The organism is Xanthomonas sp. CFBP 8443 (assembly GCF_025666195.1).
Lineage (GTDB): Bacteria > Pseudomonadota > Gammaproteobacteria > Xanthomonadales > Xanthomonadaceae > Xanthomonas_A.
In genome coordinates, this window is sequence record NZ_CP102592.1 from 4,488,042 (window position 1) to 4,501,786 (window position 13,745).

The 13,745-nt window shown below is 69.8% G+C and carries 1 protein-coding gene; it reads right to left on the minus strand.

Features of this window, described 5'->3' with window-relative positions:
• Window positions 1-125: 125 nt before the first annotated feature.
• A complete protein-coding gene (locus NUG20_RS18715; RefSeq protein WP_263395915.1) occupies window positions 126-13,709 on the minus strand; it encodes a filamentous hemagglutinin family protein in 13,584 nt (4,527 codons plus the stop codon).
• Between the last annotated feature and the right edge of the window lie 36 nt (window positions 13,710-13,745).

The following is a 13,745-nucleotide window of genomic DNA, read 5'->3' on the forward strand; positions in this document are numbered from 1 at the left end:
CTGCGGCCCAGACATCATGGCGTGCGCATGTATCGCCGACGTTGCAAAGGGCCGCGCTTGCGGTCCTGTCTCGTGGCGAAGGCGCTCGCTGGGCGCCTTCGCCACGAGCGCCATGACGATTGCGGTCATTGCGTGTCCGGCGCCAAGCGCGCGCGTTGCTCGGGCGTCAGCTCTCCCATGCCGACCACCTGCACCACGCTGTTGCTGTCGTAGCCCTCGTCCTTGCGCGGGGGCTCGACGCTGCTGGAATCCTCGCCGAATCCCAGCACCTGCACGCTGATCACCGAGGGCCGCGACTGCTGCGTCTGCCGCTTCACCATGTCCTGCGCGGCCTGCACCGCGCTGTTGGCCGCCGCGCTGGCCGAGGTCAACGCGCTGACGTTCACCGCCGCCACCACCGGAATGCCGGTGGCTTCGCCCTGGGTCTGGATGTTCTCGGCGTTGAGCACCTGCAAGGCCGCAAGGTTCACGTTGCCGGACACGCGGATGCCGGCCTCGCCCGCATCGATGGTGCCCAGCGGCGCGATCAGGTCGATGTCGCCCGGCGGCACTTCGGGTACGGGATTGAGCGTGGCGATGCCCGCACCGGTGTTCGGCGCGCTCGGCGACAGGCTGACGTTGCCGACGTCGTCGTAGGCGCGGCGTTGCGGGGTGTACACCACCGTGGTCTTGCTGCCGCGGCCGGCGTTGATGTCGCCCTGCGCGGACCAGGCCAGGATGTTGCCGCCGAAGGTGGTGAAGATGCGGCTCTGGCCCATGAGGATGTCGTCGAGCGCGTACAGGTTGATGTCGCCCTCGCCCTGGGTCATCACGCCCGATCCGGCACCCGGAACGAATCCGCCGTCCACGCCCACCAACGTGCGTCCGCCCGGCGTCATGATGCTGATGTCGCCGCCGAAGTTGGTGTGGATGCCGGCATCGAGCACGTCGTAGAACGCCACGTCGTAGCCCGGGCTGCCCAACGCCTCCCATTCGGCCTTGGTGATGTAGGTCTTGCCGGGGGTCGGGCGGTCCTTGCCGATGCCGTTCGAGAGCACCCAGCTGTCGTAGTAGAGCGCGCTGCTGAACAGGGTCAGGTCCCCTTCGTAGACGCGCTTGTGGCCCGCGGCGTCGCGCTCCGGCAACAGCGTGGCGATGGCCTCGCGGCCGCGCAGGTAGCTGCCGAAGCGTTGGCCGTCCTGGTCGTTGTATTCGCGTCCTGCGATCTTGAGTTCGGCGTAGTACACGTTGCGCAGGAAGGCGCGCTGCTGTTCCGGCGGCAGGCCGTCGAAGAACGCACGCGCATCCATCGTCGCCGCGTCGAAATGCAGGCCCAGGCCATTGCCGCTGCCGTTGCCGTTGCCGAAGCGCTCGCTCAGCCAGTTCACCAGGTGCAGTCGGCTCTCGACCTTGTATTCGCGGGAAAGCGAGCGATTGCTGGCGGCCTGTCCCTGCGCCACGGCGTCGTTGCGCCGCTGGTCCAGCTCGGCCTGCTTGCCGGCCAGGAACGCCGCGGCGCCGGCGTCATCGCCGCTGTAGCCGAACTCGCGCTGTAGCCATTGCGCCAAGGTCAGCTCGCCGCTGTAGATGGTCAAGGCCTTGCCGGGCTGATCGGCGAACGGCCGTTCGGAATCGGCCTGGTTGCCGGGATCCAGGTAACGCTCCGCAAAGCCGGACCAGTTCGCGCCATCGCCCATGCCGGCGGCAACGGCGATGCTCGCGCCGCTGCTGCGATCGTCCGGGGAGACGTTCACGACCGCCCCCAGGCTCTTCAATTCGCCCTTGTCCGCGAAGTAGAGGTGGCGCCCGGCGGTCACTTCCAGCAGGCCGGGACCGGTGATGTAGAAGCTGCTGTGGCGGATATCGCGGCCCGCTTCCACCACCGAGATGTCGTCCGCATGCGTGTGCGAGATCAGGTTGCCCTTGCCGGCGACGACGGTGTCGTTCTTGCCCAGGGGCGTGCCGGAATCGGTAATGTCGCGGCCGGCGCGGATGGCCACCGGAATGGAGCCTTCGTAGCGCACGCCGTCGCGGCCCTGGTAGCCCAGCGAGGCGATGTTGCCGGTACGCAGCCCCACGATGTCGCCCTGCACCGCGTAGTACTGCGCCGGCTGCTGCGCCTGCGGCGCGTAGGCGGACGTGGCCGCACTGGCGAAGGTGAACAGCGCGGCGCCGTTATAGCGTCCGCCCTCCAGCGCCCAGTCGCTATAGGCCGCCGCTTCCGGGGCCACGTTGTGCACGCGCACCGGATCGAAGCCCCACTGGCCGCCGCCGGTGTAGGACAGCAGGCCGGAGAAGCCGGGACGGAACGGACTGGTCAGCGCAAGCGGGTCGGCGGTCGAGGCGGTGATCGGATAGCCGCTGGCGTAGATCGAGTCCATCGCCAGCAATTGCAGTTCGCCCTTGCCGGTGACGTTGACGAACTGCTCGCCGTGCGGCGACGGCGCCAGGGTCAGGCCCATCGACACCCGCAATGGCGACTGGGGGGCCATCGGGTTGAGCAGCGGGGTGGTACCCACGCCGTAGTACATGCTGCCGTTGGCCGCGACCGCGCGCAGGATCGAGGGATAGAAATGGCCGTCCAGGGTGGCCGACTGGTTGCGGCCGTGGGAGGGGCTGACCACGTCTTCCGACACGCCGCTCTCGGCCCACGCCGTGGTCGGGGTCAGATTTCCGCCGGCGCTGAACAGATCCACCGCACTGGCCGGCGTCCACAGCGAGAACCAGCTCCAGCCCTCGCCCTCGTGTGCGACGCCTTGGTAGGAGAACGGCGTGGCGTTGTACTGCAGGCTGCGGCCGGGGTCGACCACGCCGCCCAGAACCAGATCGCCGCGGCTGTCCAGGCGTGCGGTCGCATCACCGACCACCAGCACCGGTCCGCCGCCCGACAGCGAACGTCCGGCGGCGAAGGGATCGCCGCCGCGCGAGTCCATCTGGTCGAGCACGCCATAGCGCAGCTGCACGCCGCCGACGGCGCCGGCCTGCAGGTTCAGCGCGCCGCGCAGGTTGACGAAGGTGCTGTTGAGATCGTGCTCGTTGCGCTGCAGGCCCGGGTTGGGATTGAGCGCGCCGCCGATGCGGATGTCCAGATCGCCACCGCCGGTCTGTACCAGCTCGCCGGCCGCTGTCATCCGCCCTGTGCTGGCGACCGCCAGGTGCAGACCCTGGCTGCGCGGCGCATAGGAGCGGGTATTTCCCGTCTGTCCGGTGAGCGCGGCATCGCCGCGCGCGCCGATCATGCCGGCGTCGCCATCCGCTTCCACCCTGAGGTTGCCGCCGCCCAGCGTGCCGATCCCGGTGAATCCGGTGAGGAACGGCGTATTGGCGAACAACGACTGGCCGGTCTCGTCCCGCTGGCCATTGGCCGGCCCGGCCACATACGTGCCGAAGTTGATCCACCAGGCCGCCGGCACGGCGTCCGCGCCGGTGTCCACGCTGCCGGTGCCCTGGCGCCAGAGCCAGCTGCCCACCGCGGTGGTGCCGATATGTTCGCGAATGTTGCCCAGCGTCACGTTGAACCGGTACTGCCCGGCGTTGTGACCGATGAGATCGCCGATGGCGTCGCCCTGCGCGCGCAGCAGCAGGTTGCCGCCATGCTCCGGGTACCACGCCTGGTACAGGCTGCCTTGGCCACCGTCGACCCAGGCCTCGTACTCCGTGCCTTCGCTGCCGAGCACGCTGCCATCGGCCAGTCGGCCCCGGCGCTGGTCGTACGCCAAGCCCAGCGATGCCGACGCGGTGCCTGCGGTGTAGATGCCATAGGGCGAACTCATCTGGAAATCGCCGCCGGAGATCAGGTCCAGATCGCCGGTGCCGGTGCGCAGCACGCTGAACAGTTGCTGGCGTGCCGGCCGGCCTTCCACGCGTGTTTCGGCGGGCTTGCCTGGATCCAGGACCCCGGCCACCGCGCCAAGCCCCCAGTCGTTGAGTTCCAATGGCGTTTCGGAGATCAAGCCCATGTTGCGCAGCATCTGCATCATGTCCGCCGAAATCTCTTCGCCAGGCACGATGCCGACAACACCAATCGATTCCCACGTCGCCACGTCGACATCCGGCGCCCAGTGATAGGTCGCCGGCCTGCCGCTGCCGGGAATCTCCACTTCCATGAAGCCCAGGCCGAAGTGCGTATCGGCCAAGTGCAGGCGGGCATCGCTGCCGTGCCGGACCAGCCGGGTGTCCGCCGCCGCCGTGTCCGCAGCGGCGACCAGGCGCAGATCCCACGATTGCGACCCTTGCGGCAACATCGGCGCCAACGCCCAGGTCCTGCCCTGGTTGCCGTCGGCATCGACCGCCGGACGCAGGTTGACCATGACCGCGTCGCCGGGAAGCTTGACGTCGGTCTCGCCGGGCACGATCGCGCCCTTGGCCAATGCCAGCGGCCGCTCCAGGGTCATGTTCGCCGGCAGCGGCACGCCGCCCGGCCACACGAACGCGGCCATCTGCGTTTCCGACGGCAGGCGGAACCCGGCGCCTAGTTGCATGCCCGGCTGCAGTTCGACCGGCTGCTGCAGCACCGTGCCCGCCGCATGGACGACGTTGCCGCCGGCATCGCGCACCGCCGCGCCGAGCACGCTGCCTGCCGGCAGCGTGAGCGCCTGCTCCAGCGGCATCGCGACGGGCAGCACCGTGCCTGTCGGCAGCGTCATGGCCTGGGTGGGCAGGTCGTAATTGAGCGTGCGCCCGGCCGCGAACTGCGTGCCTTCGGCCAGGGTGACCAGGCCGCCATGCGGAATGATCAGGTCCCCGCCCCAGGGCATGCGCCCGGCCGGCAGCACCCAGCCCTTGTCGTCCGGCGAGACCGGCAGTTTCGATCCGTCGAAGCCGTCGCTCAGGCTGCCGAAGATTTCCAGGTCGCCGCCCGCGCGGATCAGCAGTGCGCCCGCTTCGCCCGAGCCGTACGCGCCGGTCAGCTGCGCATGCGGATTGACGCTGGCGTAGCGATGGCCGGACAGATCGATGTCGCCATCGATGTGCAGATCGCCATCGGCCGTGCTGCTGACGATCTCGATCCCCGGGCGGAGATGGAACTGGTTGCCGTAGGCGCGCAGTCCGCCCAGCTTGCCGTTCATCAGGCCGCCGTTCGCCAGCGCGTTGGCGACGAACTGCTGGCTGTCGGCATGCTTGCGGTCCAGGTAGGCCTGGTCGATGGTCTGGTAGTCGCGGCCGTCCACGCCGATATCCGTCCCGGCAGCGGCGTCGTCGTAGCGGTGGAAGGCATTGACGGTGACCGCACGGGCGCCGGCGATCCGCACCGTGCCCGACGCGTCGATGTCCACGTCGTTGCCGGTGGCGCCACCCAGGCGCGGCGCGTTGAGCGTGACGGTGCCGTAGTCGGCGCTCGCGCCAGCCACGCCCAGGTCCATGCGCGCCCCGCTGCCGATCGCCAGGCGGCCGTCGCCGGAATCTATTTCGATCGTCGCGCGGTTCGGCGCCTCGATCGCCTTGCCGTAGCTGTCCGTGCGCAACACGCTGCCGCTGGCGTCGAGCACCGCGCTGCCGGCCAGGGTGACGCCCGCGTTCGCCGCCAGGCGGATGCTGCCCACCTGCTCGCCGCTGGCATCGACCGTGCCGTTGACGGTCAGGCTGCCGTTGTCGACGGAGACGTTGATCTCGCGCGCCTTGAGTTCGTCGCCGACGGCCAGGTCGCCCTGCCCGAGCTGGAAGCTGCGGCCGCCGAACGCTTCGCCTGCGGTCAGCCTGGCGTTGAGGCCGCTGAAGTCGGCGATGCGCTGGCCGCGCACGTCGATGTAGCCGGAAGCGAACGGCACCGCGGTGCCGCCGGCGTCGTAGTGCCCGCTGCTGCCGGCGGCTATCGCGCCGGCCAGGTCGACGCCGCCTTCCAGCGCCATCGCCGTCAGCTTGCCGGCGCGGTTGAAGTCGGCGGAGATATCGATGCGCGACGCCGCCGACTGGAGGACATCGCCCTGGCGGCTGTCGAGGACGACGTCGCCGCCCCAGCTGTATTTGCTGACATCGTAGAAATCGATCTTCCTGCCGGCCAGATCCAGCCATGCGCGATCGGCCAGCGCCACGTCGCCGTCCGCCGCCAGTGTCAGCCTGCCGCTGGGCAGCAGGACGGCGGTGTCGAGCGTCAGCGCGCCGCGCGCGTCCAGGACCAGTTCGGCACCCAGCGCATCGGCCAGCGCGGCGTTGTCCGGCGAGGGCCGACCGGTGCCCGCGGGTGCCGTGGCGGTGATGTTGCCGCCGGCCTTGATCGTGTTCACCGAACCGGCATGGCCGGTCAGCAAGGGCGTGGAGATGCTGAGATCGCCACCGCTGTAGCGGAACGACTTGCTGGCGTCGTCCCAGCCATCGCGGGACTGGTAAACCGACAGGCTGCCCTTGTGGTTGGCGGTGATCCGTTCGCTGGCATTGAGCGCGACGCTGGCGAATCCCAGGGCCAGGCGGTCGTGCGTGGCCAGCGTGTCCGCTTGGCTGCGCGGCCCGTAGCCGAACTCGATCTGGCGCGCATCGACGACCAGTTGGCCGCTGCCGGAACCCGGGCCGCCGGCGACCAGGCTGCCGGCGGCGCCCTTGGCGCCGTTCCAGACCAGCGTGTCGGTTTCGATGCGCGCCACGTCCGCCGCATCGCCATGGCCGTAGAGCGCGGGGGTGCCCAACACCAACTGCTTCAACGACGACTTGCCGGTGAGCGCGTCGAACGTGGACAACTCCACCGAGTCGAAGAAGTTCACCGAATCGCGCGCGGTGAGCACCAGGTTCTCCAACGCCGGCGCGCCGGTGCTGGTGTCGCCCGCCAACAACCGGTCGAGCACCTGCTGGTTCAGGGTCAGGCCATTGGGCAGGACGCCGCGCGCGGCGGCATCGGCCAGCGCCTGTTCGCTGCCGATGTTGACGCCGCCCACCGCCAACACCAGGTTGCGGGTGCCGTAGCGCACCGAGTCGTCCAGCAGGAACGCCTTCTCGGTCGCGGCGGTGATCGTGCCCTCGGCGTAGAGCCGCGTGCTGCCCGTGCAGCTGGCGCCCTCGGCGCAGGCGCCGATATCGATCCTGCCGGAACCGTAGAGACCATCGCTGGCTTTCGGTGCCAGCATGTCCAGCCAACCATTGGACAGCGCCAACACACCATTGAGGCCCGGGTCGAACACGTAGCCCAGCTTCGAGTCCCAGGCCGCCGCGCCGCGGCCCAGCGTGTCGATGGAGGCGCCCTGCTCCACGGTGATGCCGCCCGCGGGCTGCCCGCTGATCAGGAATACCTGGGCCGCGGACAGCACGGCGCCTTCGCGCAGCGTGATCGAACGCGCGCTGGTGTAGACGTTGCCGAGACTGACCAGGTGCGCGTCCTGCGTCCTGCGCTGCACGTCTGTGAACTGCGATATCAACTCATTGCCGATGCTGAGGGTCGAAGCACCCACTCCGTTGAGCACATCGGCATGCAGCGAGACGCCGTCGAATCCTTCGGTCGCGGCAGCGCCTTCGCCCAGGATCTCGATGTCCCGGCCACGCACCACCAAGGTGCCGCCGTAACCGCCTTCGGCCGCCGCGAAGCGCACCGTGCCGTCGGCCATCTGCAGGCCGTGGCGATCGTCCAGGCCATTGCCCGGCGCCAGGTGCAGGGTCTTGGCGTCGCGCTCGAGCAGCGGCCGCGGCACGCCGTCGCGCTCGGCCCAGGCCAGGCCGAACTCGGCAAAGCTGGTTTCGTTGTACTGCGAATAGGCGCGCAGCGTGTCGGCCGAGGTGAGGATCGCCTGGGTCGGCAAGGCGTCCGCGATATCGGTACCGGCGACGCTCAGCCGCGCGGATGCGCCGTAGGAGCCGTTGCGCATCGGGCTGACCGCGCCGGCGGCCGCCACGCTGTTGGCCAGGCCGTTGAGCTCGACGCGGAACGCGCCGGGCAGCAAGGCGTACGAGGACGGCAGCAGCGTGTAGGTGCCGGCGGGCAGGCCGGGCACGCCTTCGCCCAGGGTGATCTGCCGACCGATCGCGGGATCGCCGGCGCCGTGTTCCTGCGCTACCGGCGCGTAGCCCGGCTGCGTGCCCGGGACGATCGCATAGACCGGATTGGTCGACAGGCCCGGCAGCACGAAGCCACCGCCATCGGCCGCCATCTGCACCAGCGGATTCAGGCGCGCATCGGTGGAGCCGCCGCGCCCGGACAGGAACGCCGCACCGGCCAGTTTTCCGCCACCGGACAGATCGATCGATGCGCCGTCCTGCACCTCGATCCTGCCGCCGTCCAACTGCACCGAACCCATCAGGCTGCCGAGGCCCTGATAGGTCACGTCGCGGCCATCGTAGGTGTAGGTCAGGCCGTCGACGGTGCCGCCGTAGGGCATGGTCAATCCGGCGGCGCTGGCCGAGGTGATGCTGCCGGGACGAAGGACCACGTTGCTCGGCTGGCCGACGTCGTGTTCGTCCGGATCCACCAACGTGTTGCCACTGCCCATGACGATCGTGCCCAGCGGCGCGCGCAGCACGCCGCCCTGGTCGATCGCGCCGGAGCGCAGATACAGGCTGCCGAAGACGGAGAACGGCACGCGCGGCTCGGCGCTGCCGGTGCGCTCGATGCGCTCGATGCGCTCGATGCGCAGGCTGCGCTCGCCGTCGAACGCCACGGCTTCGCCGCCCCACTGGTTCAAGTAGGGATAGCGGCCGACGTTCACCTCGGCCAGCGCGCCGGTCGCCGGATAGATCTGGCTGGCCGCAAGCACCAGGTCGCCGCCGGTGTCCAGCGACGTCCGATCCTTGGCGGTGGCCTTGAGGAAGCGCAGATCGCCCTGGCTGCGCAGCTCCACGGTTTCGAAGCCGGCGCGTTGCACGTCCAGCGGCGTGCCGCTGGCCTGGGCCGCGATGCCGGCGGTGCCGAAGGCCACGTCTTCGATGACATCCAGCAGGCTGCTGTCGATCGTCAGGCGCGAGCCTTCGAGAACGTCCGGCAAGCCCGAAGGCACCGGGTAGGGCATGGCGTGGTGGTCTTTCTGCGAGCGGGTGGCGCCGGCCAGCCGCACGTAGGGGGCCGCCAGCGCGATGTCGGCGCCTTGTGAACCCGGCGCAAGACTGATGCTGCCGGCGGTCAGGCGCAGGCTCTGGCCCAGCTGCAGGTCCACGCCATCGCCGATGCCGAGAACGCCGTTGACCAGCAGCGAGAGATTGTCGAAGCCGCCGGCCTGGATCCGGTCCACGCCGATGCGCGCATGGCCGTAGTCCAACCCGGTCCCCGCGTACCCCGGTTGCAGCTGTTCCGGCAGCGCTTCGCGCTCCTGCTCGGCCACCAGGTGCATTTCACGCACGCTGCGCACGCGCGGATCCGGCCTGTCGACGAGCGGATAGTTCGGCGTTTCCAGCGCCAGCGCCAGGGTGCCGCCCGCCGCGCCGGCGCCGCCTGCCGCCGCGCGCAGGTCGCCATCGACGAACAGGCCATTGGAGCTGGCCAGATGGATCAGCCCGCCATCGGAGGCGATCGGGGCCGCCTGCCCTTGCGGAACGTCGAGCGTGGCCGCCGCGCCGGACGCCTCCAGCCGCGCACCGGGACGCACCACCACGAACGCGTCGGCTGCGCCGACCTCGGTGGCATCGGCCTGGTACGTGCCGCCGATCTGGATGCGGCCGCCATCGGTCACCTGTCCATAGCGGCGGCCCTGCGCGTCCAGCGCGACATGCGCGAGACCGGCGACATCCAGCAGCGCGGTTTCGCCGATCCACAGCGAGCGGTCATGCGACTGGCCCGTGTTCAGCGCGGGATCGAAGTCGTCGATGTGCAGATCGATGTGGCCGCCTGCAGCGCGCAGCGTGCCTTCCACGGTGATTTGCCCATTGCCGGTCAAGCCGATGCTGCGCCCGGGATCGACGCCGATGCGCGCGCCCTGTCCGATCGACAGGGTCGACGGCGCGCCGAAACGGCTGCCCGCGTACAGTTGCAGGTCGGCGCCATCGCGGAGGGATAGCCGCGCCGCGGTCACGTCTTCCTGGAACTGCGGCGGCTGCCACAGCGTCAATGCCGCGCTCGGATCGGCCCCGGTCTCGACCAACCGCGCGCTGGACCGGTCCCATTGCAGCACCGGCATGCGCACGTCGATCGTGGCGCCCTCGGCGACCGCCAGGCTCTGCTGCCCGTGGATCTCGTAGGAAGAAAAACCCTGCGCGAACAGGTCCGCATCCAGATGCAGCGGCGCGGCCACCGCGACGTCCTGCTGGAGCACCCTGCCCGCGGCGATGCGGGTTCCCGCCTCGAACACCACCGCGACCGGTGCCCGATCGCCGGCCTTCACCACCGCCGTCGCCGGCTTGACCGCCAGGCCATTGGGGAACACCTTGCCCTGTACCACATAGCCGGTGGGAAACGTGCCATCGATGTTGGTGATGACGGTGCCGGCCGGCAACTGCGGCGGCGGGTTGTACGAGTACACGAAGATCTGCTCGCCGGCGGACGTGTTGACCCAATAGCTGGCGCCGGAATCGGGCAACGGCAGCGTCCAGGCGGCAGCGAGCGTCAGGTGGGTTTCCGGCCGGTTCATCGCGACCACCGGGGCCGAACCCACCGCCTCGCCCGGTTTGGCGTGGCTGCGCGTGTAGCGATAGTCCGACGGCAGCACGGCGCCCTCGGCCACGCTGAAATCCGATTCGGTGATCAGATCGATCAGCGAGGCCTCGCCTTGCCTCAGCACGCCATCGCTGCCCGGCACCTGACCGCCGATCACCACCGAACCGCCGGACTGCAAGGTCAGCCGGCCGCCGCCCTTGACGCCCTGGCTGCGCACTTCGCCTGCCAGCGTCAACCATCCCGGCTTGGCGTCGTCGACGGTCTCGCTGGTCAACAGGTCGCTGGCGATCAGCGCGATGTCGCCGCCGCGTCCGCCGCGCAGGGTGTCGTCGGCCATCAGCACCGCGCCCGCCGAGGCGTCCAGCAGCGCGCCTTTGCCCACGCTCACGCTGCCGCTGCTGCGCACGTCGATGTCGCCGCCGCCCGCATAGGGCATGCCGCCGATGTCGCCGCCGTCCCGCGCCAGGTTGGTCCACAGGCCGCGCGTATCGAGCACCACACCTTCATCGATCGCCGTGCGCGCGGACATGCCGTCCGGCACGGGCGCCACCGCCGTTTCGATCCATCCCAGGTTGCCGGTCCATTTCTCGACCACGTTGCCCAGGGCAATGCGGCCACCGCGCGCGGTGAGATCGGCGCCAACGTCCACCTGCGTGGCGTGCAAAGCGATCTGCCCACCGGCCGCCACCGCGACCGCCTCGTTCACCTCCACGGCGTCCGTCGCGTAGGCCTGCAGCGAACCCAGCTGCTGCCGGTTGAGCCAGCCCGCGTCCAGCACGATGCGCCGCGCGTCGGCATCGGCCGGGTCCGAGGCGGCGCCGTCATCGCCCGCATCGACGTCGGCATCGGCATCGCCGGCCGCCTGGCCGATGACGATGTCCTTGGCGACCGCGCCGGCGCTGTAGCGCAGATCCTGCACATCCTTGTCGTACACCGTGGCGTAGCTGCCGACGATCAGCTCGCCGTTGCGGGCCGCGGCGGTCTGGCTTTGGCGATACCCGTCGAGGTCCTGCTCGCGCGCCTGGGTCTGCCGGTCGCCCTGGAACGTGGCGGTCTCGATGTCGCCTTCCAGCGTGGCGGCGCGGGTGGCGACGACCAGCCTGCCGGCGTCGCGGCCGACGGTGTAGCCGTTCTCCAGCCGCTTCTGCCTGCCGATCAAGGGACTGTAGTAGTACGCGTTGGCGGCACTGCCCCAACGTTCGTGGGTATCTTCGAAACCGCGGTACAGGCCGGTGTACAGCAGGTCGCCCGGCGCGGTCGACGCGTTGTAGAGCTTGCCGTCGGCGCCCTTGAGGTGGGTCTGGTTGACATAGCCGGTCTGCACGTCGAGGGTGCCGCCGGACAGGTTGATGCGGGAACCGCGTTGGCTGACCAGTTCGCCGCCGCCGAACTGCACGGTGCCGCCCTGCGCCGACCATTCGCCGATGCCATGGCCGGTGATGCCCAGGTAGCCGCCCACTTCCAGCAGCCCGCCGGCGGTGTACCAGCGATCGGCTTCGTAGCCGTTGGTGCCCGCCGGGACCAGCACCAGGTCGCGCCGGTCCAGCCAGATGTTGTTGTTGTTGAGCGCCTTGCCGTCGCGGTTGACCGGGGCGTCGCGCTGCTCGTTGCCCTGCACGTTGATCTGGACGTTGTTCGCTTCCATCGCGATCTTCACGCCCACGTGGCCGGACACGTCGATGCGCGCGCCTTCCTGCACCCGGCTGGTGCCGGCGGCGTCGACCAGCACCTGGCCGCTGGTGGCCAGCGTCAGGCTGCCGCCGTCGAAGGTCACGTCGCCGCCGCTGGCGATCTGCACCAGCGACTGGTCGCGGCGATGCTGGACGCCGTCGCCCGGCTTGTCCGCGTCCTTGACCAGGGTCTCGCGCTGCACGTCCAGCGCGGTGGTCGCGCTGTCGTCGAGCACGATCGCGGTCAGGCTGCCTTCGCCCAGGCGAACCTGGCCGTCCGCGTCGCCTGCGTCGTTGCTCAGGTGGATGGTGCCGCGGGTATGCACCGACGTGGTCGACAGCAGCGTTCCCTGCTGGCGCACGTCGCGTCCGGCCAAGGTGATGTCGCCGGTGCTGGCCTGGATCAGGCCGGTATTGCTCACTACGCCGCCGGCACGCGGCGCCGCGTCTGCGGCCTGGCTCGCGCCGGGTCCGGAACGCAACGCGGTCACCACATTGCCGCGCGTGGTCGAGGTCTGGTTCTGCTCGGTGCCCATGCCCTTGCGGATCACGAAGGCATCGCCGGCGGCCAGCGTGGCCTGGCCGTTGGCCGCGCTGATCTGGCCATGGTTATGGACCTCGGCGCCGAGCAGCATCACGTAGCCGCCGCCTTCGGTGACCGTCGACGGGGTGTGCGTAGTGATCTGGGCGCCGCGCTCGACGACGACGCTGCCGCTGGCCTGGCCGAAGCCGTTCGTGGCGCTGGCGAGATCGTTGGCGAAGGTGGGAACGAACCCGCTGCCCTTGGCGTCGCTGTAGAGCCCCTTGGCGAACTGCTGATCGCTGATGTCCACGGCCGCTGCGGCCAGGTTCTTGACGTTGACCTGGCTGCTGCCGCCGAACACCACGCCGTTGCGATTGACCAGAAACACCGTGCCGGGCGCGTTGATCTGGCCCTGGATCTGCGAGGGCCGCGCCAGCGGATCGTTGATGCGGTTGAGCACCGACCAGCTCGCGTCCTGGCGGAAATCCACCAGCGTGTCGCGGCCGACGTTGAACGTCTCCCAGTTGAGCACCGCCTTGTCGCCGGTCTGTTCGATGGTGACGGTGGTCTTGCCGCCGGCGACCGCCTGGGTGGGGTCCTTCGCGTTATGCCAACCGCTGGTCAGCGCGTTGTCGTCGATCTTCAGGCCGCCTTCGCCCAATCCGTCGGGCACGCTGGCCGGGCGCACCCGCGCCGCGTCGCGCGCCGCCTGCTGCATGCGCTGCTGCACGGCGATGGCCTGCGCCGCCGTGCCCAGGTTCTCCAGCGAGGTCTTGAGCTTGTCGCGCGCTTCCTGGGTCTGCTGCTGGGGACGCGGCAGGTTGGCCGGCATGCCGTTGGGCAACTGCCCTGTCTGGGCCGCGGCCTGCTGCTGCGCGCCCTTGGTGGCGAACCAGCCGGCACTGAACGCTTGCTGCGCATGCACGCCGCCGGCCATGCCGCCGGCCACCAGCAGCGCGGTGATCGCATGTGCCAGCGGCTTGATCCGCAAGCCGCGGTTCGCGGAAGTGCGGCCAGCCTGGTTCGCCTGTTTCACCATTGCATCCACCCGTCGGAATATCGTTCGCTGATA